23 protein-coding genes are annotated in these 23,545 nt (G+C 49.1%); 4 read left to right on the top strand and 19 right to left on the bottom strand.

What is annotated here, in order from left to right:
• Window positions 1–287: 287 nt before the first annotated feature.
• From ACKTR5_RS05590 to ACKTR5_RS05660, 15 genes are all read right to left on the bottom strand, one after another.
• Window positions 288–998 carry a DivIVA domain-containing protein gene (locus ACKTR5_RS05590; RefSeq protein WP_407879883.1) on the bottom strand — a complete coding sequence of 237 codons (711 nt, stop codon included), beginning with the start codon at window positions 996–998 and terminating at the stop codon, window positions 288–290.
• A gap of 67 nt (window positions 999–1,065) precedes the next feature.
• Window positions 1,066–1,854: a YlmH family RNA-binding protein gene (locus ACKTR5_RS05595; protein WP_407879885.1), complete on the bottom strand. Its 789-nt coding sequence runs from the start codon at window positions 1,852–1,854 to the stop codon at window positions 1,066–1,068.
• Between the two features lie 35 nt (window positions 1,855–1,889).
• Window positions 1,890–2,156 (bottom strand): YggT family protein, encoded by a 267-nt coding sequence (locus ACKTR5_RS05600; RefSeq protein WP_407879886.1) that lies wholly within the window; start codon window positions 2,154–2,156, stop codon window positions 1,890–1,892.
• Window positions 2,157–2,204: 48 nt separating this feature from the next.
• Complete coding sequence (locus ACKTR5_RS05605) at window positions 2,205–2,630, bottom strand: cell division protein SepF (RefSeq protein WP_407879887.1); 426 nt, start codon at window positions 2,628–2,630, stop codon at window positions 2,205–2,207.
• A 62-nt stretch (window positions 2,631–2,692) separates the two neighbouring features.
• Window positions 2,693–3,985 carry a cell division protein FtsZ gene (ftsZ, locus tag ACKTR5_RS05610; RefSeq protein WP_407879889.1) on the bottom strand — a complete coding sequence of 431 codons (1,293 nt, stop codon included), beginning with the start codon at window positions 3,983–3,985 and terminating at the stop codon, window positions 2,693–2,695.
• A gap of 20 nt (window positions 3,986–4,005) precedes the next feature.
• Entirely contained in the window at window positions 4,006–5,361 is a 1,356-nt protein-coding gene (gene ftsA / locus ACKTR5_RS05615; protein WP_407879890.1) for a cell division protein FtsA, read from the bottom strand.
• A 239-nt stretch (window positions 5,362–5,600) separates the two neighbouring features.
• Entirely contained in the window at window positions 5,601–6,530 is a 930-nt protein-coding gene (locus tag ACKTR5_RS05620) for a cell division protein FtsQ/DivIB (RefSeq protein WP_407879891.1), read from the bottom strand.
• A 73-nt stretch (window positions 6,531–6,603) separates the two neighbouring features.
• Window positions 6,604–7,719 (bottom strand): undecaprenyldiphospho-muramoylpentapeptide beta-N-acetylglucosaminyltransferase, encoded by a 1,116-nt coding sequence (gene murG, locus ACKTR5_RS05625; protein ID WP_407879893.1) that lies wholly within the window; start codon window positions 7,717–7,719, stop codon window positions 6,604–6,606.
• A complete protein-coding gene (gene murD / locus ACKTR5_RS05630) occupies window positions 7,716–9,098 on the bottom strand; it encodes a UDP-N-acetylmuramoyl-L-alanine--D-glutamate ligase (RefSeq protein ID WP_407879894.1) in 1,383 nt (460 codons plus the stop codon). The genes murG and murD overlap by 4 nt, the downstream gene beginning before the upstream one ends.
• A 102-nt stretch (window positions 9,099–9,200) precedes the next feature.
• Entirely contained in the window at window positions 9,201–10,169 is a 969-nt protein-coding gene (gene mraY / locus ACKTR5_RS05635) for a phospho-N-acetylmuramoyl-pentapeptide-transferase (RefSeq protein WP_407879895.1), read from the bottom strand.
• A 44-nt stretch (window positions 10,170–10,213) separates the two neighbouring features.
• Complete coding sequence (locus tag ACKTR5_RS05640) at window positions 10,214–12,379, bottom strand: penicillin-binding protein (RefSeq protein WP_407879896.1); 2,166 nt, start codon at window positions 12,377–12,379, stop codon at window positions 10,214–10,216.
• Entirely contained in the window at window positions 12,379–12,750 is a 372-nt protein-coding gene (gene ftsL / locus ACKTR5_RS05645; protein WP_407879898.1) for a cell division protein FtsL, read from the bottom strand. Before ftsL ends, ACKTR5_RS05640 begins: the two co-directional genes overlap by 1 nt.
• 61 nt (window positions 12,751–12,811) lie before the next feature.
• Window positions 12,812–13,765 (bottom strand): 16S rRNA (cytosine(1402)-N(4))-methyltransferase RsmH, encoded by a 954-nt coding sequence (gene rsmH / locus ACKTR5_RS05650; protein WP_407879900.1) that lies wholly within the window; start codon window positions 13,763–13,765, stop codon window positions 12,812–12,814.
• 28 nt (window positions 13,766–13,793) lie between these two features.
• A complete protein-coding gene (mraZ, locus tag ACKTR5_RS05655; protein ID WP_407879901.1) occupies window positions 13,794–14,225 on the bottom strand; it encodes a division/cell wall cluster transcriptional repressor MraZ in 432 nt (143 codons plus the stop codon).
• A 382-nt stretch (window positions 14,226–14,607) separates the two neighbouring features.
• Entirely contained in the window at window positions 14,608–14,967 is a 360-nt protein-coding gene (locus tag ACKTR5_RS05660; protein WP_407879903.1) for a DUF3397 family protein, read from the bottom strand.
• 126 nt (window positions 14,968–15,093) lie between these two features.
• Between ACKTR5_RS05660 and ACKTR5_RS05665 the strand changes: the two genes are divergently transcribed.
• On the top strand, window positions 15,094–16,050 hold the full coding sequence (locus tag ACKTR5_RS05665) for a magnesium transporter CorA family protein (RefSeq protein ID WP_407879904.1): 957 nt from the start codon (window positions 15,094–15,096) through the stop codon (window positions 16,048–16,050).
• An 83-nt stretch (window positions 16,051–16,133) separates the two neighbouring features.
• Complete coding sequence (locus ACKTR5_RS05670) at window positions 16,134–16,256, top strand: DUF4044 domain-containing protein (RefSeq protein WP_407879906.1); 123 nt, start codon at window positions 16,134–16,136, stop codon at window positions 16,254–16,256.
• Window positions 16,257–16,343: 87 nt separating this feature from the next.
• Here ACKTR5_RS05670 and ACKTR5_RS05675 read toward each other — a convergent pair whose 3' ends face one another.
• From ACKTR5_RS05675 to ACKTR5_RS05690, 4 genes are all read right to left on the bottom strand, one after another.
• Window positions 16,344–18,671 (bottom strand): FtsK/SpoIIIE family DNA translocase, encoded by a 2,328-nt coding sequence (locus ACKTR5_RS05675; RefSeq protein WP_407879907.1) that lies wholly within the window; start codon window positions 18,669–18,671, stop codon window positions 16,344–16,346.
• Between the two features lie 36 nt (window positions 18,672–18,707).
• Complete coding sequence (locus tag ACKTR5_RS05680; RefSeq protein ID WP_407879908.1) at window positions 18,708–19,220, bottom strand: tRNA (cytidine(34)-2'-O)-methyltransferase; 513 nt, start codon at window positions 19,218–19,220, stop codon at window positions 18,708–18,710.
• A gap of 228 nt (window positions 19,221–19,448) precedes the next feature.
• Window positions 19,449–20,306, bottom strand: a complete 858-nt coding sequence (locus tag ACKTR5_RS05685) for a methyltransferase domain-containing protein (RefSeq protein ID WP_407879910.1) — start codon at window positions 20,304–20,306, stop codon at window positions 19,449–19,451.
• A 122-nt stretch (window positions 20,307–20,428) separates the two neighbouring features.
• Complete coding sequence (locus ACKTR5_RS05690; RefSeq protein WP_407879911.1) at window positions 20,429–21,625, bottom strand: AI-2E family transporter; 1,197 nt, start codon at window positions 21,623–21,625, stop codon at window positions 20,429–20,431.
• A gap of 179 nt (window positions 21,626–21,804) precedes the next feature.
• On the opposite strand from ACKTR5_RS05690, the gene ACKTR5_RS05695 reads away from it, so the two are divergent.
• Both ACKTR5_RS05695 and ACKTR5_RS05700 read left to right on the top strand, forming a co-directional pair.
• A complete protein-coding gene (locus ACKTR5_RS05695) occupies window positions 21,805–22,839 on the top strand; it encodes a lactonase family protein (RefSeq protein ID WP_407879912.1) in 1,035 nt (344 codons plus the stop codon).
• Between the two features lie 37 nt (window positions 22,840–22,876).
• A complete protein-coding gene (locus ACKTR5_RS05700) occupies window positions 22,877–23,524 on the top strand; it encodes a copper homeostasis protein CutC (protein ID WP_407879913.1) in 648 nt (215 codons plus the stop codon).
• Window positions 23,525–23,545: the final 21 nt, after the last annotated feature.

A 23,545-nucleotide genomic window follows, 5' to 3' on the forward strand; every position in this document is an offset into this window, starting at 1 on the left:
TAAACACAAAAAAACTCATCCTACATCAGGACGAGTTCACTCGTGGTACCACCTAAATTTAGACCGTTTCTTGCCCACCCGTCACTTTGGGCGGATGAGTCAACAAATGATCCCTTAAGACCGGATAACGGACGGCGCCGCTTTTTCTTACTACCATTGCTGGCGTTCAGAAAAACACTTCCCAAAGTGATCACTCACCGCATGGTGCCGACTGATCTCTCACCACGTGATCAGTTCGCTGTTCGGACATGCCGTGAGCCCTGGTTTTGGGCACATTACTACATTGCTTATTTAAAATCTGGGTTTGTTGGGGCCTGGCTCATACTCCCGTCCTGTTGGTCATCATTTTCAGGGAAAATCACCACAGTCTGTGATTGTGCCGGTGCTGCATCGTTACTGTCAGCAGCCCCACTTGAATGAACTGGTGTTGAGGTTGCCATGTGACTTGGTGCAACCTGGCTGATGGCTTGTTGCAGTTCAGGATAGTTATCTAACCCGGTTGGTTCCAAGAGTGGACCCCAGTTATCTGCATTCACCAAATCAAGTTGTGATTGTAACATTGCTGCTAACCGTTGCTGGAAGACCTTAGTCTCCTCACGCAATGCGTTCGATTCATTGTTCAACCGGGTTGCATTGTTAGCGGCATCAGTCGTAATTTGGCCAGCCTTTGCCTGTGCTTCAGCAACAACCGCTTGTGCTTGTTGTTGGGCTTCACGGGAGATGTTCCCTGCTTGGGCGCTGGCTTCTTGCTTCACCTTGTCGGCTGCTTCTTGGGCCACCAAGATTGATTGATTCAGCGAGTTCTTCATTTCATCATACTGGCTCAGGTTATGGTTCGCCTTATCCAGTTGATCTTGTAAATCTTTGTTCTGGTTCAGAACCTGTTGGTACCCAGCAATGATTTCATCCAAAAAGTCGTCGACCTCTTGGGCTGCGTAACCGTTACGGCCCTTACGTGTAAATTCTTTGTTGTGAATATCCATTGGACTTAATGCCATAATGACTTCCTCCATCCGAAACGAAATCCGTAAATTGCTTACGTCTTCATACATCCTTAAGCATAAGTTAACTACGGACAACTGACAAGTCGATTTTTAGTTTATCTTTCCGTGTTTTACCATTTAATGCATCTAGCCGAACCCGACCAAAGTGCCGGACAGAAACCATGTCCCCTGCACCAAGGTCAGCGTCCGCATGTTGATTGGTCATCCAGTTTAAGCGAACGTCACCACTTTCAATGATGCCCTTCGCACGGTTTCGAGACAGATTGAATGCCTCTGCGACCACCGTGTCTAGCCGTAGTGACGCCACTAACCCAGTTATGTGCTCCCAATCAATCTGGGGCCGCACCATGTCGCCAAGTTCACGTTCACTAAGATGAACCTTAATCTTACCGATCCGGTCCACCTGGAGTTTGAAATACTCGGCCATGTTCTGGGCCACCACAACCTGCCAAACCCCATCATCAGTCACAATGTCACCAAAAATGGTGGGGGCGATTCCCTGATTAGCCAGGGTCCCTAAAATTTGTGAGTGATGCAGCTCGGCAAACTTTGTTGGATAAACGATTTCAAACAATTGTAACTCAAAATCCGCGGTTTGGGGGGTGTAATAATCTGGGAAGATCAACGCCCGTTGCTGTTCAGCACCAGGATACCCACCATTCATATGAACCGCTAACCCGTCTTGCCGATTAATCAACGTTTGCAAGATGTACAGCTGGCGCGGATTTAAGAAGCCCGTTAAATACGGGCGGTACTGACTGGCCGCGGTTGCGATCCATGTCTGTGCCGTTTCAACAAACGGGGCTTCTTCGGCACGAAAGTGTTGTTCAATGTTCCCTTGCCCTACCAATGCCTTCGCACCTCCCTCACCGAATAACGGTCAGATTACAGTAATGTCAACAGGTACTGCACACCGCGTTGCGCCAATTGCAGGACGATGATCCCAACCAATGGGCCAAAGCTCAACCCAAAGAACGGTGGGACGAAATCAAACATCCGCAGATAAGGTTCACAAAGACGGGTTAAAAATTGACCAAATGCTGTTCCATAGGCGTTAGGAAACCATGACATGAGAATGTAAATCACAATTGCTAACATGTACAGTTGAAACGCCGAGTTAATGACAAACCCAATAAAACCAAGTACAGCCATAACGAAAGTTACTCCATTTCACACGTAACCACTGTTGTTACGTAAGTTCTAAAACGACGAATTCTGATCAAACCGGGTGCTAAGATCACCCGAAATTTCAAAGTTATTTGGCGTGCACAAGAAAATTGTCTCACCGACCCGCTTGATTTCACCACTAATGGCAAACACCGTTCCGGTTAAAAAATCAACAATGCGTTTACTTGACTCATCATCCAACTTTTCAAAGTTAACGATGACCGCCTGATTTTCAATCAGCTGCTGAGCGATGCCCTTCACATCTGAGTAAATCCGGGGTTCAAACAGCGCAATGTGCGTTGGCGCTGCACTGCGCCCTGCCATGTCGACCACCTTTGCCGCCGTCCGCTTCGTGTTCATGTTTGAAGCTGAGGCAGTTGAACGGGGCATGGACTGTGTTTGCGATGCTGGCTCATCCATTTCTTCTGTGCCAAAGAAGTTGCTAAAGCTAAATGCCATGTTAATCTCCTCTAACAATAAAGTCACTCAACCGCTTGAGTGACTCGAAGTTATCAATTTACCTAGTCTTTGTCCTGACGGTGACGACGCCGGAAGAACGCTGGCGTGTCTAAGCCATCATCTGAACTTTGGCTAGCTTCACTGGCTGGTGCGCTAGCCGCAGAGTTATTAAAGACATCAAAGTCCGGTTTGTCAACGCCCGCAAACTCACCGTTCGCTTGTTGTTGCTCGCTTGTTGGCCGGTTGTTGGTCGTTGGCTGTTGCCGGATGTCCCAGTTACCAAACGGATCTGTGTTAGTAACCGTTTGTGTTGGGGCTGCACTTGCAAGTGTTTCATCAAACGGTGTCCGTGTTGATGTTGCACCTGTTGAAGCGTTATTTGCTGACCGGCTAGCCTTCTTATGGTCGATTCCAGTCGCAATAACCGTCACGCGGACTTCATCACCTAAGTTTTCATCAATTGATGTCCCGAAGATAATGTTAACGTCCGTTGTGGCTGCTTGCGCCACAATGTCTGATGCCGTTTGGGCTTCAAACAGGGACAGGTCTGGGCCACCAGTGATGTTCAGTAAGACCTGTTCGGCACCATCAATGGAAACTTCCAAAAGTGGTGAAGAAATGGCCGCTTTGGTGGCATCACCAGTCCGGTTTTCACCAGAAGCAGAGCCGATTCCCATCAGGGCAGTTCCTTGGTCCTGCATAACTGTCTTCACATCCGCAAAGTCCAAGTTAACGTAACCAGGTGATGTAATCAAGTCAGAGATCCCTTGAACCCCTTGACGCAACACATTGTCGGCTTCTTTGAAGGCTTCCATCATTGGCGTCTTCTTATCAACCATTTCTAACAACCGGTTATTGGCAATGATGATCAATGTGTCAACGTTGCTCTTTAAGTTGGCAATTCCTTCAGCGGCGTAACGCCCCCGCTTTGGTCCTTCAAACGTGAACGGACGGGTAACAACCCCAACCGTTAATGCACCCTGTTCCTTGGCGATCCGCGCAACAACTGGTGCAGCACCGTTCCCGGTTCCACCACCCATCCCGGCCGTCACAAAGATCATGTCAGCGCCGGATAGTGATTCAGCAATTGCATCTTCACTTTCTTCCGCTGCCTTTTGACCAACTTCTGGGTTGGACCCTGCGCCCAATCCACGGGTCAATTTTGGCCCTAATTGGATTTTAGTGGTTGCGTTGCTGGCATCTAATGCCTGAATATCCGTGTTGGCAACAATAAAGTCAACTCCGGTTACCCCTTCATCGATCATTCGGTTGACGGCATTGCTACCCCCACCACCGACACCGATGACTTTGATTTTTGCGCCAACTGGTTGGCTGAAATCCGTTGCGTTTTCCATGTTATGGTTCCTCCAATAACTTAATCGAAGAAGTTGCGGAAGAAATTACGAACGCTACTCGTCCGGTCCTTCTTAACTTCTGCGGTGTCACTTGATTGACTGTTGTTTGTTGATTGTTGACGTGCTGTTGGTGCGGCAGCACTAGCGGCCTGACGGGGTTGTGCTCGCCGATCAACGGCCGGTTCAATTGGCGCTTGGGGCACAAACTCACCCATTAACGCATCCTTTACCAACCGCTGCGTTTCTGTTTGCCAGCCACTGTACGTAATCAACGCCAAGGCCGTTGCGTTTTGTGGATGGCGCAGTCCCATTTGATCAGGTACATAAATGTGGACATGAACGCCGAACACTGATTCGGCAAGTTCCACAATTCCTGGTAATGCGGCAACCCCACCAGTGAGCATGACCCCACCAGGGAGTTCAAGCGCAGCAACCTCATCAAGTGAGGCGCGTAACGTTTCGAAGATCTGCCGTAACCGTGCTTCAATGATCTCAGCTAAATAGTGTTCTGTCACCTGAACTGGCTCGCTTTGACCAACAACATCCACTGGAAAGCGATTTTCTTCACTAGCAGCGCTTGCAATGGCAAAGCCATAATCACGCTTTAAGCGCTCCGCGTTTTCCATTGAGGTGTTCAATACCACGGAAATGTCCTTGGTAATGAAATCGCCACCCTCTTGGTCCACAACGGCATACTTCAATTTGTGATCGTGAATGACCGCTGCACTAGACTGACCACCACCGAGATCGATAATGACAGTCCCAAAATCTTGTTCACCATCATTTAGCACAGTTCGACCAAGTGCCAATGGCGTGACGGTTACGTCAGCCACATGGAGTCCGGCCTGCTCAACCGCCTTTTTGGCGTTATGAACGATGGTCTTTGGACCGGTGTACATCGTTCCGTGCAATTCTAACCGAACACCCATCATGCCACGAGGGTCTTTGATTTCATCAAAGCCGTCCACAACAAATTCATCTGGCGCCAGTGCGATGATTTCGCGTTCAGGTGGCAAACTTTGAAACAAAGCTGCGTTCGTCACGTTTTGAACGTCACGGTCTGTGATTTCACGTGCTTGGTTACCATCAGCGACGGCAACCATCCCAGTTGTTGGTTCAATTTTTAGCTGGTTAGCTGGAATTCCTAAGATGATCGAGTCGATGTGAACATTGGCCTTTTGTTCGGCTTGCTGAATGGCACTCCGAATGGCGCTTGCGGCCTGATCGATATCAACGATCACCCCACGACTAAGGCCGTGTGATGGTTGTGTTCCTGCTCCGATCACGTTCATTTCGCCGTTGTTATTTTCGGCAACGATCACCTTGATTGTGGTGGTCCCAATATCCAACCCGACGAAAATTTCCGCATTATCCATATCTACCGGAACCTCCTAAAAATTATGCTTCATCAAAATAATTTTGTTTTAATCATTCAATTCATTGATTTTGTTGATAATACAGAGTGTTCACTCCATATTCCAATTACTAAAAGTTTACCATACTTAGGGTAAGTAACGCACCCGGATTTGAAAAAACACCGCACTAGAGCGGCGTTTTTAACAACATTTCCCACAATTTAATTTTTTCATGACTTTTGCCGTCATCGTCACGAAAATTATTGCGTTGTCACCTGACTCTGGGCCACATTTGATGACGCGGTTGTCGGTGATTTTTCAGATGAACTTGAGCTTGTTTGACTCGTTGAGCTTTTGGCCGCCTTAAACGGGTGCGAATAAGCCCCAACTTCAAGGTTAATGACACCCTTTTTGTTCATTGACGCTGCAATCTCCGGATAATACTTCATTTTAGCGCCAAATGTGTCTGCTGTCGCGTAAACTTCATTGCCATCGTTCATAAATAGATGCAACCGGTCCGGATTTTCTTTAGTTGGCGATAAATCAATTTGTGAAATTCCGCGCTTTACGTCCGCCGATAAACCAGCATACTGTTTAATCACCGTTGCAAACGTATCGTCCGATTTAAAGCCACCGTAAACGGGGTAGCCAGATCCCGCCACCGGATGATCCTGAGCCGTTTTCAAAATTCGCCCATTTTCGATGACGACATAATACTTATTGTTCTGCATTAAGTACCCTGCCTGACGATACTCTTTTGCCGTTAGCTGAACCGTCCACCCATTTTGAATCTTCACAGAAAGGTGCTGAATAAGGTCATTATTCTTGGTTGCGGTGGCCTCAAGTTGCCGATCGTGGCGCCAAATTGTCCACAGCGGCTGACCGGACTTAACACCACTAGCCTGAATGATTTGCTTACTGGTCAATGTTTTAGTGTGGTTAGCGGTCACTGAATGCACCATTAATAGTGGTGATCCCATTAGCCCCACTAACAACAACAATCCGGCGAAAACGCCTCCCACCAAATGGCGGCGGTGCCGATTAACGACATCACTGTGTGGCGGCTTTGGTGGGGTCGCGTTAATCGGCTTTATTTTCGGCGTTGTCCTTGCACCACGACCTGACCGGAACAGTCGTGCCCGTTTCTTTGGTGGAACTGTTTGTGAACCAATTCGATTTGCGATGGCCAACGCCTTCCTTCTTTGATGAACTTAACCGTCCCCATCGATGGTAAAGACGGGAACGTCCCCTACTTTAAATTGATTACTTTGATTGAACAAGTGCCGTTACGGCGTCTAACAGCTGGTCGGCAGCGTCTGGTACGCCCATCTTTTTAGCAGCCGCGGCCATCTGTGTCCGCTGGGCATCATTTGTCATCAACTGATCCACAACACTCATTAACCGGTCCACCGTTAGTTCAGGTTCCGTGATCATTTCCGCGGCCCCAACCTTTACCAAACTTTTGGCATTCTTTGTCTGATGATCGTTTGTCACGTATGGACTTGGAATTAAAATGGACGCAATTCCCAGTGCCGTAATTTCTGCCAGACTTGTTGCCCCTGCCCGGCCAACAATGGCGGCTACCCGTGGCAATACTTCTGGCATGTTACTGATGTACGGTTTAACGACCACATTTTCAGCGGGGTGAATGCCATCCGCTTCTAACTGGGCCATCACATCGTCATAACGCTTCTGCCCAGTCACAAAGACAACCTGGTACGGCCGCTGATTAAATTCAGGAATTGCCTTTTCACTAACGGCATTAATTTTTAATGCCCCCTGGCTTCCACCAAAAATCAACAGGGTCGGCACATCATCCTTCAGCCCGTAGCTCGACCATTGAAAATCACTGTGCATCGTGGCCACTTGTTGGGCCCGCGGGTTTCCGGTGAAGATAACCTTTTGTTCTGGAAATTGATCACGGGCATCCTCAAACGCAATGGCGATCTTATCCACAAACCGTGCCAAAAACTTATTGGTGACCCCGACAACGGAATTTTGTTCATGAATTAGCGTTGGAATGTGCATCCGGCTAGCCGCATACAACACGGCTGAACTGACGTAACCACCGGTTCCCACAACAACATCCGGTTTAAAATCTGCAATAATTCGGCGTGCTTCCCGCACCCCTTCAATGAATAACCGGAGGGTACTAATGTTTGTCGTTAACCCGTGCCAGTTTTTTTGCCGTGAAAACCCCTGTAATTTAATGGTCTCAAACCGGATTCCACGGGCTGGCACAATTTTGCTTTCCAGGCCGCGTTGCGTTCCAACATAACAAAATTCAGCCGTGTTGTCGTGCGCCTTTAAATCATCAATTAATGCCAACGCAGGGTAAATATGCCCCCCGGTGCCACCACCAGATACCATTAATCTCATGCGTGTTGCTCCTTTTGTCCCGTCAATTGTTCAACAGCTTTAATGTATTCGTCCCCGCGCACCTCAAAGTTCGGGAACTGATCCCATGAGGCGTTCGCCGGTGAAAGGAGAATAATGTCACCCTCGTCACTCATTTGATAAGCGGCAGGGACAGCAGCAGGCGCGTTTTCAGCAAACTGAATGTTTGTAATGCCCGCCTTTTTGGCAGCATCAGCTAACAACTCTTTTGTCTGCCCGAATAAAACAACGCCCTTCACGTGCGCCTTTAAATCGTCAACCAACCGGTCAAACGTAAACCCGCGGTCTAAGCCCCCAGCAAGCAAAACGATTGGCCGGCTAAACCCACGAAGGGCCATCTGGGTTGCTTCAATGTCCGTCGCCTTGGAATCGTTATAAAAATCCCGGCCTTCATACGTCATCACATACTGTAAACGGTGACGAACACCAGCAAATGTCCGCAGTGTTCTGGCAATGGCCTCACTTGTCTGCCCGGCAATCTTGGCGGCAGCCAGTGCAACCAGCGCATTTTCAACGTTTTGTTCACCCGGGACGTTAATCGCGCTAACCGGCAAAATTGCTTCGCCCCGCCACATTAACTGACCGTCAGCCACATAGGCGTCAGTCTCCGGTAAGCCTTCTCGTGACACTTTGATGATCTGTGCCCGCGATTGCGTTGCTAACTCGCGTAGTTCAGGCAAGTCCCAGTTCATCACCAAGTAATCATCCGCTGTTTGATTCATGGTAATCCGCATTTTGGCAGCCACATAGGCGTCACGACTTCCATGCCAATCAATGTGGGCAGTGTAAATGTTTGTGATCACCGCAATGTGCGGGTGCAAGGTTTGAATCCCTGCCAGCATGAAACTAGACAGTTCTGTCACCAAAACATCTTTTTCTCCGACCATCTGGACCACCTGGCTGGCCGGCACACCAATATTTCCGGCGTACTTTGCAACGCCCACCGTGCGATCCTGGTTCAACATGTTCGTAATCATGGTGGTGACCGTCGTCTTGCCGTTTGTACCGGTAACCCCAATGAGTTCAGCGTCATTTACCTGAGCAGCCAATTCAACCTCTGAAATCACCGGAATGTGGTGCGCCTGAGCGGCCTTGATCAACGGATTACTGTAAGGAATTCCTGGGTTTTTCACCACAAGGGCAAAGTCTTCTTCTAATAACGACACCGGGTTACTTCCTGCAATGACCCGAATTCCGTCAGCAACGAGTGCCTTTGCCTCTGGATTTTCATCAAACGGTTTCGCATCGTTTGCCGTGACCAGGGCGCCCAGTTTCTTTAGTAAGCGCGCGGCATTCGCCCCACTCTTTGCCAATCCTAAAACCAACACCTTTTGATTTTTATACGTCGTTATTTGTTTCACAGTGTGCACCCGTTTCTTTAAATTTTTAAAGCTAAAAGCCATATGTACCCGGTTGATCACATTCAATCAACCGGACAGTTAATCATTTACATTATTAATATGTTACCACATCGCCCAGATGCCGGTAATTGCCATCACGGCACCAATTGCCCAAAACGTCAGGTCAATGCGCCATTCACCCCAGCCATCCAGTTCAAACTGATGGTGGATCGGCGTCATTTTAAAGAGCCGTTTTCCGTGTGTGATGTGGAAGTAGCTCACCTGAATCATAACCGTGGCCGTTTCCGTAACGAACACACCACCGACCCATAGTAGAGATAACTCATGGTGTAACAAAATGGCAACGGCTGCTAAGGCCCCACCCAGTGCTAAGGAACCCATGTCCCCCATAAAAATCTGCGCTGGCTTATGGTTCCACAACAGAAAGGCTGCTAAGGCCCCAACGGTTGCTAAACAAAACGTCATGACCCCGTATTGCTGTTGGTGCTGAGCAATGATGCCGTACGCAAGAAAGGCAATGATGGAAAGCCCCGTGGCTAAACCATCCAGGCCGTCCGTTAAGTTGACCGCATTTGAAAAGCCGATCAGCCAGATGATTGCAAACAAGCCATACCCGATGCCAAGCGGCACATTGCCAACAAACGGCACATGCAGGTTCATGGAAAAACCAGCGATTGCAAACATAATGACGAACACAACGGCTCCGATAATTTGCCCAAGCATCTTTTGTCGAGCCTTCAGACCATCGTTTTGCCGATTAAACACCTTAATGGAGTCATCCCACATGCCCAGCGCCCCATAGAAAATCATGGTAAACATAAGCATTCCGGCACTGCCATCAAGATGGTGTTGCACCAGCCCCACAATAAGCGTTGTTACGATGGCGGCCACAATGAACATCAGGCCTCCCATCGTCGGTGTACCATTCTTTTTTTCGTGCCAACTGAGACCCTTTTCCCAGATGGTTTGGCCCTCACCGTGGGCGCGGAAATACCGAATTAAAAAGGGTAAAAAGATTGCCGTAATGGCAAAAGCCACCACAAGTGACCAGATCCAAATATTGAGTTGCATAACGCTACTATCCCTACTTTCACATAATAAATGATTGGTGCCGGCTACTTAAATTTCACCACTAACTGTGCGTTTCGTTGAATGGTTTGACCAGCCGCAATGTTTTGCTCGGTCACATAACCACTGCCTGAAGTTGTCACGGACATCCCGGCTAGTTTAGCATACGCTAACACATCCCCCATTGACCATCCCTTCATGTCAGTCATGGTCAAATTATCACCTGCCCGTAAGAAGATTCGTTGGTTCGTGAGACTCGTGTCACCACCCTTTGGCGATTGCGCCGTGACCTTTTTACCATCACCGATCACAATCGGCGTTAACGATTTTGCCGTTAACTGTTGGCTGGCGTCACTCACCGCCGTCCCCGTTAGTGATGGGACCTTGACCGTCGCTGTCTTCCCGGTTTTAGCAGTGTCATGGTTCATTTCCAGGGCCTCTTGCATCACCGGTTTGAACACGTCACTTTCCCACTTCGTAATGGTTTGATCAGGCACTTGCTTTGGTTGGTTAACGGTCACGTACAACAGGTACCGGGGGTTTTTGGCCGGTGCCATTCCAATAATGGAGTTCAGCGTTGAATCCATGCCGTCCATGTACTGCCCGTTACTCCCAACAACTTGCGCTGTCCCAGTTTTAGCAGCAACTTTATACCCGTCGATCTTAAAGTCCTGCCCCATCCCGTAGGATTTATACACATAATCCGTCATGTGATCGCGAACCGACTTAGCGGTTGCCGCACTGATCGGGTGCCCCACCATGGTTCGTTTGCCCTTATAGACAACTTTCCCGGTGTTCGGGTCAACAATTTTATCAATGTAGTACGGCTTGATCATGGTTCCGTCACCCGCAATTGCCGTGTACGCCTGCAATAACTGCATGGGGGTCACCGTGATCCCCTGACCAAACGCCGTGTTGGCCTGTTCAATCGGCTGTGAAAACTGCATGGTTCCACTTGCTTCGTTTGGAAGTCCACTCTTGGTCGACTTTAAGAACCCAAACGCCTTGATGTACTTCTGCCATGCGGTAGCGCCCATTTGTTGCTCCAAATGGGCCATAGCAACGTTACTGGATAAGTCGAACCCTTTAGAGTACGTGATGGTTCCCCACCCATTGGGGTTCCAGTCCGGAACGACTGAGTTATCAATTTTGTACCGACCCGACTGATACGTTGCATTCCCGTTGAAGTTCCCGGTATCAATGGATGCTGCCAGTGAAATACTCTTCATGGTCGATCCTGGTTCAAACGGATTTTCCACCAAGAGGTTACTCCATTGATCGTTCAATCCTTCCATCGTTGACGCATTAAACGTGGGCCGTTGTGTTGCGGCCACGATCTTACCGGTCTTAGTGTCCACCATCATGGCCACCATGTTCTTTGGTTGAAGTTTGTTATACAAAACCTGCATTTGATTTTCCAGCAGGTTTTGTAACGGACTACTCAACGTCGTGTACACGTTATCCCCGTTTTTAACGGCCTTCTTGTTTTGCTGTGAATTCGGCAGTGTATAGCCAGACGAATCGTGCTTTGTCTGCTTAATTCCGTTTTCACCGGTCAACTTTTGATTCAGCTGTTGCTCGATCCCCATCTTACCGACGAGCGCCGTGAGCCCGTTTGAATCTTCCACCGGTTGCGCGTAGCCAATAATGTGGCTGGCAAAAATACCGTTTGGATACAGCCGCGCACTTTGCGTGGTAAATTCAATCCCACTCAGATTGGCCTGCTCGATCTTACGTTTTGTGGCAATGGATAGGTTCTTCCCGGCGGCACCAAATTCCACCTGGAAGGTATCCTTTTTTGCCGACGTTAACGTCGCCATGATTTTCTTTTGGTCAACGTTCAGTGCTGCCCCCAAGGTCTTTGCAACCTTCGCTTTATCCGTCACATACATTGGTTTCCCAGTCGTCGATAACTGTTCCTTATTCAGGACCGCATAGACGGTGTATGTATTTGTATCCATCGCAATGGCGTTACCCTCTGCGTCATAAATCGTTCCCCGTTTGGCATGAACCGTCTGCTGCTCCGTATAGAGCGCCTGTGCCTGTTTCGACAGACTCACGTTTTGAACATGCTTACCCACGGCAATATAAACAAAACGAATGCCCAGCAAGATAAACACCGCAAGAATTGCAATCAGCAGTGTATTACCAAAATGCTGACGATTACGACGGGTGTTACCTAAACTAGACATTCGTTGCGGATCTTTTTTCATTATTTACTAACATTCCTTATGTTTTGACTGGACAGCGTCAACCCATTTTTAACAGCGACCGCATCCAACCGGGACCGGCTTGAAAGTTCACTGATTTCTTGGTTGGCAGAGGCATTTTTTGTGTTGACCTTGCTTAACTGAGCCTGCGTAGTCTGAAGTGTCCGTTGCGAAGCTGTAATGGCAATCTGCGTATGAATGATGTTGATCGCAAAGCACACCACGATAATGCTACAAACTGCACCCAGCAACACTTCAAAGCCAGAAAGTGGCAATCGTTTAAACCCGGGGTTTTGTTGGTGATCCGACTGACCAGCTGGTGCGGCTTGTCGTTTTGGTTCTTCTGGTTGGGGTTGCGCTAAATTCTGTGCCATTAAGCTTAACTTCTTCCTTAAATTTTATGTGTAACAGTCATTGCATCATTCAAATGGTGGCCTAATCAACCACCGCGTTGCGTTCAATGACCCGCAACTTTGCACTATGTGAACGGCGGTTATCCGCCAGTTCCGTTGCTGTGGCCTCAATGGGTTTTCGATTGACCAGGTGGAACTGGGGTAACATGTCATCCGGAACCACCGGCAACCCAGCCGGCAACTCTGGCAACTCCGTTTGTTCCTTAAACATGGTCTTAACCAACCGATCTTCTAATGACTGGAAGGTGATACAACTGACGCGGCCACCAGGATTTAGGAGCTTCAATGCTTGCTCCAAAGAACTTTCCAGTGCGCCTAATTCATCGTTGACCGCAATCCGAATGGCCTGAAAGGTCTTTTTGGCCGGGTGCCCACCATGTCGTCTGGCCCCCATGGGAATGGCATTTTTAATTAGTTCGGCCAGTTCCAACGTGGTTGTGATGGGATGATCTGCCCGGGTCTTCTCGATTTGCCGCGCAATCTGCTTGGAAAATTTTTCCTCACCGTAACGGTAAAAAATCCGAACCAGTTGGTTGTAATCCCACTCGTTAACCACCTGCATTGCTGATAAGTCCTGGTCTTGATTCATCCGCATATCAAGCGGCGCGTCCAACCGGTAGCTAAAGCCCCGCTGTGCGTCATCAAACTGCGGGGAACTTACACCGAGGTCATACAAGACACCATCAACATGGGTCACGCCCTGGGCCGCCAATGCAGCGGTCAATTCACGAAAGTTTGCTTTGATCAGGGTCAATGTACCAGCCGCTATTGCCGCGGCCAAGTGTTCTTTATTGTAATCCAGTGCCGTTTGGTCCTGGTCAAATGCGTATAGGTGACCCGTCGTCAATGCACTCAAAATCTTAGCTGAATGTCCGCCACCGCCAAGGGTACAGTCGACGTAGACGCCATCAGGCTTGATGGCAAGTCCATCCACTGCTTCGTTTAGTAACACCGTCACGTGATTAAATGTTGCCATGCCGCCCTCCTCTCAGTTATTCAGCCCATTAAAAATCAAAATCTGCCATCGCTTCTGAAATATCATCAATATTATCTGCAGTTGTTTCATTGTATGCAGTCCACTCATCAGCGGCCCAAATTTCAAACCGGTTGGACACCCCAACAATGACACACGCTTTTTCTAACTTCGCATGTTCGCGTAATGGCGTGGAAATGTTGATGCGGCCCTGCTTATCAAACTCACATTCAGTTGCGCCGGCGAACAAAAACCGGGCAAACGCACGGGCATCACGTTTAGTTAACGATAATGCCTGGGTCTTTTCGACCAACTGGTTCCAATCGGCTTCAGGGTAGCCGAATAAACAGCCGTCAAGTCCCCGTGTCACTATGAATTTATCGCCCAGTTGGTTCCGAAATTTGGCGGGAATAATGAGTCGCCCTTTGTCATCAACGTTATGCTGAAACTCGCCCATGAACATGTTTGACTCACCTCCCCAACCAATTTTGTTTAGCTTCATTAGGAAACCCTTACCAATGTTGTTTTCAACGGTGGTTACACGGTCTCCATACTGCTTACGAAAAAAAGCTTACCACAATCCCCCACTCTCTACCACGTGAAACAGAAAATTGTATTATTTTTGTTAAATAATTGTTTTTTAAATGGATTAAAAAAGCTTCTCAATCATTGTTAGGCCGGGCCTAATTTCCATTTAATCCCGTTTTTGGAAAATGGTGGGGGATTTTTGTAAACTGTCCCAGCTACCAGCAATAAACGTCGCCAAATTAAAAATCGCTAAGGTCAGGATGCCCTGTGACATCCTGACCTTAGCGATTTTTAATTTTTTTACACAGTTGGTATTACTACCTGCGCGTCATTAGAACGACGATCACCGTGATGATGTATATGGCAAGCCAGTAGAGATCACTACTGCGCCAGTACACGACCGCCCATTTTTGGTAGCTAACGGGTTTGCGCCCCTGAAAGATTCGCCACGCTGTAATGATCCCAATCAAAAACCAGCCGGCAACCGCCCATAAAAATAGTGGGCGAACACTAAGCGTGCCCATTAACAAAACGTTTAACACGAGCAACACCGGTAACAATGCATCCAGTGGATGAATCCACGCTGGCCAGTGCTTATGGGTTAACCGCCGCAAGAGAAACATAATGATGGCTAACAGAATTAAACACGCCACCTGAATGATAATTTCGTTGATCACACTAGCCACCTCGTCATTTTTTACAGTGTTAGTATACTGGTTTGAAAACAGTGACGCAATCGCCTACACTCTATGTTATCAATTGCACTTAGCGGTTAACAGTAAGTTAACCAGAAGGATACCCACATGATTGAATACTATGTTAACGACACAACGGGCCATTTGCTCCCCGTCGCCGGTCCCACGACCGACTGTTGGATCAACGTGATCCAACCCACGCCAGATGAAATCAATGAACTTGTTGCCCGCTACCACTTTCCGGCCACATACATCAGCGCCATTTTGGATGACCGTGAAAAGCCGCGGGTCGACGGGATTGATCCCAACCGACCGAAGCAGCCGCTCCACCTGCTCCTCCAATTTCCGCAATATGAAACAACGCCCCTGGGGTACCTTGGCTTTGCCACCTATCCGTTTTCGTTCATTTTAACGGAGACCGCCGTCATCACCGTAAGTGCCCACCCGGCACCGTTCATTCATAGCTTCATCATGAACCCAACGGATACGGCCATTAAAATTGCCGACCGGCAGGACTTCATTTTACGGTTTGGTTGGTACATTGCCCATGACTTTGTCCATGCGCTCACCCTCACCGAACGCCAAACAAAAGCCCTGGAACGTGAATTGACCACGGCCACCTGTAACGACCAACTGTACCAAATTATGGCGCTGCAAAAGTCACTCATCACGTTCACCAACGCTTTAAACGATAACCGGCCGGTGTTAGACCAAATTTCCACAGCACCCGCTTATTTCAACGGCCCCGACTTTCAAGAACTGTTGGCCCAAATCATTATTGAAACTAACCAGGCTCAGTCGATGGCCGTCATCCAAAATGACATCCTCACCCAGTACAGCAACATGGTTTCTGCCATTGTTTCCAACAATTTAAATGAAGTGATGAAACTGTTAACCTCCGTCACGTTGATCATGACCATTCCAACGGTGATCGCCGGAATTTACGGCATGAACGTAACGCTCCCGTTTGCGCACTTTGCCCATGCGTTTGCCCTTGTGATGGCAGCGACGGTCATCATCTGTCTGCTCACGGCCAACATTTTGCGGCGTCATGACTGGCTCTAACTGGGAATTAGTCGCTTCTCCCTTGTACTTTACCGGAGAACACGTTAACATGAAGCATAAAAGTTTTAAGGAGTAGTTCATTTATGCAAGGTAAGAAAAAGCGTAGTGGCTTTGAAAAATTAACGATGGTCGTTGTTTGGTTCATGATTATTTTGACCCTCGGTGGGGTCATTTTAGCGGCCTTGCAACCACTAAATCTCTTTTAATCAGCACCAAGTTTGCTCATTAACCACCTAAAAACCCGTTCGCGTGTCTAAAATGACACGCGAACGGGTTTTTAGGTGGTTTTGTAATTAACCTTGTGACTGCGGCGATTCTTGTTGGTACACCTGGCGCGGTCGTGAACCATCAGCCGGTCCAACGATCCCCTTGGTCTCCATGTCGTCAATCATCCGGGCAGCCCGGTTATAGCCGATTCGAAACCGTCGTTGCAGTAGCGATGTTGACGCCTTTTGTTGCTCCTGAACAAAGGCAACTGCCTCATCAAACAGTTCGTCCATATCGTCTGCACGTTCTTCATCAGCAGTTTCCGCTAAGTCCGCATCGCTCACCGTCATACTGTCATCGTATTCGGCTGTCTGTTGTTCCTTAATGAAGGACACCACAGCCGCCACATCTTGATCCGAGATAAATTCCCCCTGAACCCGGGTCGGTTTGTTCTGGTCAATGGGTTCATACAGCATGTCCCCACGACCCAACAGCCGTTCAGCCCCGTTACTGTCCAAAATGGTGCGTGAATCGATCCCACTGGAAACAGCAAACGCAATTCGTGACGGCACGTTTGCTTTGATTAATCCCGTGATGACATCCACAGATGGGCGTTGCGTCGCTAGAATCATGTGAATCCCAGCGGCCCGGCCCATTTGCGCAATTCGAATGATGGCATCCTCAACCTCTGACGAAACGGTCATCATTAAGTCAGCCAATTCATCCACAATCGCCACCACATACGGCAGCTTCGGCTGCGCCACGTTGGTGCCCCCGTTGTTATGTTCAGCCAGTTTGTTGTAGCCATCGATGTTTCGAACACCGTAATCAGCAAACAACTCGTACCGCCGCGTCATTTCGGCCACCACCTTGTGAAGCGCCTTGGCTGCCCGCTTTGGTTCCGAGACCACCGGCGTGAGCAAGTGAGGAATGTCGTTATAAACGGACAGTTCGACCCGTTTCGGATCGATCAGCATAAACTTCACTTGATCTGGCTTCGCCTGCATCAGTAAGCTTGTAATGATCCCGTTGATGGCCACTGACTTCCCTGATCCTGTTGATCCGGCAATTAACAGGTGCGGCATCTTCGTTAAATCACACATCACGATGTTCCCGGTGACATCACGCCCCAGTGGCACATTCAGTACCTTATTGGCGTGAGCCGGGGCATGTTCAATCACATCCCGGAAGGAAACCGTGGAAATCTCCTTATTAGGGACTTCAATTCCGATCAACGGTTTCCCTGGAATTGGCGCTTCGATCCGAATGTCCTTCGCTGATAGTGCAAGCGCCAGGTCATCCGCTAAGTTAACGATTTTGGAGACCTTGACCCCAATGGCCGGGTGAAGTTCATATTTTGTGACTGATGGTCCTAGACTGACATTTTTCACCTCAGCCTCCACGTTAAAACTCGCGAGTGTTTTCTGTAAAATCCGGGAATTCTCCTCAATCGCGTTATATTCACCGCTTTGATCCGTTGGCGGGATTTCTGTTAACAAACTCGCCGTTGGAAACTGGTAATCAGAAAGGTCTGCTGACGTACTTGCAAACGGTTCGGGGTCTGTCTCCGGAAGCTTGTCCGTATGATCAGCCGCCACCGTGATTTTTGGTGCGATTGGTGGTGCTTGTGTAACCGGTGTTGCTTTTTGAGCCGGTGCTGTCACTGGTGGTTGTGGCTGTACGACTGGTTCAGGTGTCGTTTTCGGTTCTGACTGTGGTTTGACTGGCTGATCTGGTGTCACGGTGTGCTCCACCGCTTCAGAAACGAAGTGCCGGCTCCACATCGCCACATGGCGACCGGTGCGCGCCAAGAACCGCCACAGCCAAACTAGTCCCCGACCAACCGTTGAGAACGGAATGTTAAGAAGCAACATTGCCCCAACAAACAGTAGTACGGTGGACAGCAATGCTGCCCCTAAGTTAGCCACTGTGTGTTCAAACAGCGCATAGACTGCCGCGCCAATCATGCCACCGCCGACGTTCGTATTCAGGGTGCCACCCCGTAAGTTTTCGCCCAAAAACCCCCAGGTCAGTGCGATAAACTTCGTGTGGTAATTCAACCCCATAAACAGTCGTAAGTGATCGTAAACGAGCACCCCGAGGTACACGAGCAGCGCGCCCGTTACCTGCTGCCGCGGAAGTCGCGGCCACCGCCCCGTGACACCAAGAATCAGGCCGCCAAGGACCAAACCAGCCGCAAGCACCTGGTTTGTGTTTCCCACCAAAATTGAAAAACAGTTGGCAACAAACGTTCCCGCTGCCCCGAGTCGTAAACAGGCAATGAGCGATAACAACGCGAGCCCAAACCCGACAACGTTTTTTGTATACCGAAATTCACGGGTCGCTTTTTTAGTTTGCGGACGCTTACGCTTAGTGGCCGGCCGTTTACGGGTGGTCTTTTTTCGTGCTGGCATGTTACTGCGTCCCCCTTTGTTCATTGACTACCATGGTTACTTTAATTTGTCGTTTTTGTACCAGTACGTTTGGTCAAGCTGATTGAACCCCTGCTGGCGGACAGCTTCATAAATAACGATTGCCGCTGAATTGGATAAGTTCAGTGCCCGAATGTGCGAATCATCCTGAGGAATCCGAATGGCTTCATCAGGATGCTGGCGCATAAATGGTTCTGGCAACCCCGTTGTCTCCTTCCCAAACAAAAACCAGTAGTCGTGATCAGGCTTGGAATAATCTGGATCAACATACGTTTGGTTGGCAAACTTCGACACTAAAAACAGTTCATCTTCTTCAGGGATGGCCGCCATAAACGCCTGGAGGTTCTTATGGTATGTAATGGCAACCTTATCCCAGTAGTCCAGTCCCGCCCGTTTTAAGTGGGCATCATCTGTCGAAAACCCGAGTGGTTCGATCAGGTGAAGGGCTGTATCTGTCCCAGCACAGGTCCGGGCAATATTTCCAGTATTTGCAGGCATTAATGGTTCAAATAAGGCAATGTGATTAGTCACGATAAAACTCCTTTTAAGCGCATTAGTTACAATCAATAAAATGTGATAACGAAAATAAAAACGTAGTCACCTCGGTATCAAGATACAGCGAGGCGCTACGTTAATGAAGTCCAACTCTGAAAGTCACTAACGAAAAAATTTCGATATTGGCTCCCGAATGATTCCACAAGCATCGTAGCACTTGTGCAACACCACTGCAATGGTCGAGACCACGTCACGCTTGTGCGCCTATGCACCAACCGTGACGGACAGGATGCTAACATCCACGGTCACAGCCGCAACTGGATCCTGATTAGCGGCCTTGCGATGCACGTCATCGGTACCCCAGCTTAACGGTGTCATGGCCAGCATGTCATTAATCCGCTCGGCACCAATGGGGAATTGATACTGCACTTGTTCACGGGTCATCGTCGGGTAGTGTTGCTCGAAGAGATCAACCACCCGCTCATTTTGATAGTGATATTGCGGGTCAGTTTCTTCATACAACGCGTGACGCAATTCCACAAGGTAATTTGCGTTTGGCACCACCTTAATGATCTGCCCCCCAGGCCGGATGACCCGTTCAAATTCACGGTACGCTGACGGCGAAAACAGTTCAATGACGGCATCAAACGACTGGTTTGCAAACGGCAGGTTCGCCAAGTCTGCCACGCAAAAGAAACTTTTGGTGGCTAACTGCGTGGCTAGATTCACGCCATCTTTTGAGATATCAAATCCGATCAATGTATCCGCCGGTTGTTGGCGTAGCTGATCCAACTGTGCTAACGGCGTCCCCTCACCCGTACCAACGTCAAGAATCCGTTGGGGGGTTGGCGCCAACTGTGCATTGATCTCCTGCACGATTGGGGCAAAGAGCCCCGCAGTCAGCATCCGCCGGCGGGCTGCCAGCATCAAGGCGTCATATTCGGTCGCCACCGCGTGATTTAAAAAGTACAGACTGCCCTTTCGGTTTAGGTCCAGGCTGTGGCCGCGTGAGCAAACCACGGTGTGACCGGCCACATGGTCGTAAGCGTCACCACACGTTGGGCACCGAAACAGTGCCAAATGTTCAGTTATAAATTGAGTGCCCTCGTCGATTTTTTTCATAACATCAATTATACCATTTGAAGTGTTGACCGACCGGAAAAACAGTTAAATGGTTGTGCTAATTCTTCAAAAATAAACGTACCCCCAAACTCACTTCTGAAGTCCGGTGGGTACGTTTATGGCTAATCTTGCTTGTTTTCTGGTTGTGGGGCCTGTGCTGCTGGGCTAGTTGGCTCAGCTTGGTACCACCGCGCGTGCTCGCGCCAATAGTGATAGCAATGTGTCCCGATGACTTTCAAAATAGCATAGCCGGGAACCCCAAAAATAACACCCAAAACACCAAAGATTTTTCCCGCCGCTAACAGCACAATGATGATTGTAACCGGGTGAATTTTCAGGCTCTGACCAAGGATCAATGGTGAAATCACCCGGCCTTCAATAGTCTGCTCAATGGCAAAAACAATCAAGACTTCTACCAACATCCACGGTGATGTAAACACACCAACCACAACAGCCGGCACCATTGCTAAAAATGAGCCGAGGTATGGAATCAAATTTAGTAGGCCCGCCACAATACCTAGTGTCAGGGCAAACTTTAACCCAATGATGAGGTAGCCCACGTAAAACATCAGGGCGACAAAGAACGCCACCGTCAGCTGCCCCCGAATGTAATTGGCAACCTGGTCATTGATTTCCTTTAGCACGGTTAAAAACGAATCCTGCAACCGTTCGGGCAGTAGTCGCGCCGCAGCCCGGGGTAGTTTTCTGCCTTCCAATAACATGTACCACAAGATGAATGGGAAGGTCACCAGAGCAACCAACCAGGTGGTCACAGAACTCACCACGCTGCCCAGCCCGCCGATCGTGTTACCGGCTGTATTCTTAACCACTCCACTCAGACTCTTGTTCAATTGGGTATCGTATTGGTCCAGCAAGTGCCGCAGCCACTTCAGATTAGGGTCTTGCCACAGTGACGTGGTGGAGTTAAGCACGTTTTGCCAGTACCGGGGCCAATTATGGATGAGACCACCAATTTGTGTCTGAATAACCGGAATAACGCTCACCACGCCCCAGATAAGTAGCGCCCCCACAATAATGAAGAGCCCAATGATCGACCACGTTCGTCGAACATGGAACCGGCCACGTTCTAGCCAGTCCACCACCGGGTTCAGCAGGTAATAAAAGACCCCCGCTAAGATTACAGGGCCACCAATAATACTGAAAAATTGCTGAACCGGCTTAAAGAACCATGCCACCTGCTGAAACAACCAGAGAATGCTGAGGGCCAGCAAGATGATTGCTAAATACATCAGGATCCGTTTAGCACCGGCACTGCTCAATAACCGTGGCGTTTTTGTCGCGCCCTTTTTTCGTTCCATCACGTGTCCTCCCCTGAACGGAATTTCTTGCTTGCAAGTATAGCATAAACAACCGCCAGCCCATGATTTTCCGGCTTTTTCCCCCGTTATTTGGTGACGACAATCTGCTTGTGAAACTTTAAGTAATCGTTTTCACTATGCTATACTAGGCACCAATAAGACGAGGAGGCATCATCACTATGTTAGAAAAATTTCTTGTTGGTACATACACAAAGAAGACAAGCGCCGGGGTCTACGAAATGACGCTCGACACGGACACCGAATCACTGAGTGCCCCAACGCTTGTTGCCCACGCAGACAGCCCAACATACCTGGCCCTTTCTAAAGCGCACAAGCTGTACGCTGTTGATAAAGACGCGGCCGCTGGTCAGGGCGGCACCTCAGCGTTTGACCTGTCAACAACACCAGCCACATTGCTGAACCATGTTTTCTCAAACGGTTCCAGTGCTGCCTATGAAGCCATTGATGAGGCACGCCAACTCGTTTACGAGGGGAATTACCACACGGGGACCGTTAAGAGTTTTACCATTCAACCAGATGGCTCCCTCGCCCTTGCTGACGTGATTACGCACACAGGCACCGTTGGCCCCAAACCAGAACAAGCTGATGGCCCCCACGTGCACTACACCAACCTGACACCAGATAACCGCCTCATCGTTTGTGATCTCGGCCTGGACCAAGTCATGATTTACGATGTCAGTGCTGCCGGGAAATTAACGCTTGTTTCCACCTACCAAACGGAACCCGGGTTTGGCCCCCGTCACGTTGTGTTCCACCCAACAAAACCCTTGTGCTATTTAGCTGGAGAATTAAGTAGTCAAATCGCCGTATTGGCTTATGATGCCGCCACTGGCACCCTCACCCATGAACAAACCGTTTCAACCATTCCAGCTGACTGGACGGCCCATAACGGTGCCGCCGCCATTCGGATCTCACAGGATGGACAATTTGTTTACGTCAGCAACCGTGGTTTTAATACACTAGCTGTGTTTGCGGTCTTAGAAGATGGTACACTGTCTCTACGGCAACAAATCAGTACCGAAGGCGATTTTCCTAGAGATTTCGATCTCGATCCATCCCAACGGTTCGTGGTTGCGGTTAACCAAAACACGGATAACGCGACCCTCTATCGTCGTAACGCCACCACTGGTCAGCTCACGCTCCAGCAAAAAGACGTTGCGGTTCCTGAAGGTGTCTGTGTCCTGTTTGAATAACCATTTGCCGATTACACATAGGTAAAGGAGAATTACTGTGAGCGTTCAATTTATCTCAGAAGTCGCCGTCGAAAATTACACAACGGTTCCCGCCGCCATTGCTGCTGGTGCAAACCGGATCGAACTAAACGATAACTTAGCCGTTGGCGGAACAACCGTTAGTCGTGGGGTGATGAGTGAAACAGCTCGTTACGCCGGTGAACACCATGTTCCTGTCACGGCCATGATTCGCCCCCGGGGCGGTGACTTCGTGTACAACGATACCGAAATCAAAATCATGGAAGCAGACCTCTTTTCCGCGCAAGAATTGGGACTGGATGGCGTTGCCTTTGGTGCGCTCACGCCTGATCACAAACTCGATGTCGATGCGTTGGAACAGTTGATTGCCGCAGCTAGCGGCATGAGTCTAACGTTCCACATGGCGTTTGATGAACTCGCGCCTGCTGACCAGTTAACCGCCATTGACTGGCTTGTGGATCATGATTTTGACCGCATCTTGACACACGGAGGACCACTGACCGCGCCCATTAGTGACCACCTTGATCACCTTCAGGCGCTGATTACCGCGGCGGCTGGGCGCATCACGATTCTTCCAGGCGGTGGTATTACGGCTGAAAACGCAGCTACCATTGCGGAAACACTTCAAGTCCACGCGCTTCACGGAACAAAGGTTATTGACTACTAACTAACCGATCATTTGTAACCT

Origin of the sequence: Furfurilactobacillus entadae (assembly GCF_045862745.1) — a bacterium.
Classification (GTDB): domain Bacteria; phylum Bacillota; class Bacilli; order Lactobacillales; family Lactobacillaceae; genus Furfurilactobacillus; species Furfurilactobacillus entadae.

Bases quoted from the DNA above. Each gene is read 5' to 3' on its own strand.
- ACKTR5_RS05590 (WP_407879883.1), bottom strand. From the start codon at position 998: ATGGCATTAAGTCCAATGGATATTCACAACAAAGAATTTACACGTAAG.
- ACKTR5_RS05600 (WP_407879886.1), bottom strand. From the start codon at position 2,156: ATGGCTGTACTTGGTTTTATTGGGTTTGTCATTAACTCGGCGTTTCAA.
- ACKTR5_RS05605 (WP_407879887.1), bottom strand. From the start codon at position 2,630: ATGGCATTTAGCTTTAGCAACTTCTTTGGCACAGAAGAAATGGATGAG.
- ftsZ (WP_407879889.1), bottom strand. From the start codon at position 3,985: ATGGAAAACGCAACGGATTTCAGCCAACCAGTTGGCGCAAAAATCAAA.
- ftsA (WP_407879890.1), bottom strand. From the start codon at position 5,361: ATGGATAATGCGGAAATTTTCGTCGGGTTGGATATTGGGACCACCACA.
- murG (WP_407879893.1), bottom strand. From the start codon at position 7,719: ATGAGATTAATGGTATCTGGTGGTGGCACCGGGGGGCATATTTACCCT.
- mraY (WP_407879895.1), bottom strand. From the start codon at position 10,169: ATGCAACTCAATATTTGGATCTGGTCACTTGTGGTGGCTTTTGCCATT.
- ACKTR5_RS05640 (WP_407879896.1), bottom strand. From the start codon at position 12,379: ATGAAAAAAGATCCGCAACGAATGTCTAGTTTAGGTAACACCCGTCGT.
- ftsL (WP_407879898.1), bottom strand. From the start codon at position 12,750: ATGGCACAGAATTTAGCGCAACCCCAACCAGAAGAACCAAAACGACAA.
- rsmH (WP_407879900.1), bottom strand. From the start codon at position 13,765: ATGGCAACATTTAATCACGTGACGGTGTTACTAAACGAAGCAGTGGAT.
- mraZ (WP_407879901.1), bottom strand. From the start codon at position 14,225: ATGTTCATGGGCGAGTTTCAGCATAACGTTGATGACAAAGGGCGACTC.
- ACKTR5_RS05665 (WP_407879904.1), top strand. From the start codon at position 15,094: ATGATTGAATACTATGTTAACGACACAACGGGCCATTTGCTCCCCGTC.
- ACKTR5_RS05670 (WP_407879906.1), top strand. From the start codon at position 16,134: ATGCAAGGTAAGAAAAAGCGTAGTGGCTTTGAAAAATTAACGATGGTC.
- ACKTR5_RS05675 (WP_407879907.1), bottom strand. From the start codon at position 18,671: ATGCCAGCACGAAAAAAGACCACCCGTAAACGGCCGGCCACTAAGCGT.
- ACKTR5_RS05685 (WP_407879910.1), bottom strand. From the start codon at position 20,306: ATGAAAAAAATCGACGAGGGCACTCAATTTATAACTGAACATTTGGCA.
- ACKTR5_RS05690 (WP_407879911.1), bottom strand. From the start codon at position 21,625: ATGGAACGAAAAAAGGGCGCGACAAAAACGCCACGGTTATTGAGCAGT.
- ACKTR5_RS05695 (WP_407879912.1), top strand. From the start codon at position 21,805: ATGTTAGAAAAATTTCTTGTTGGTACATACACAAAGAAGACAAGCGCC.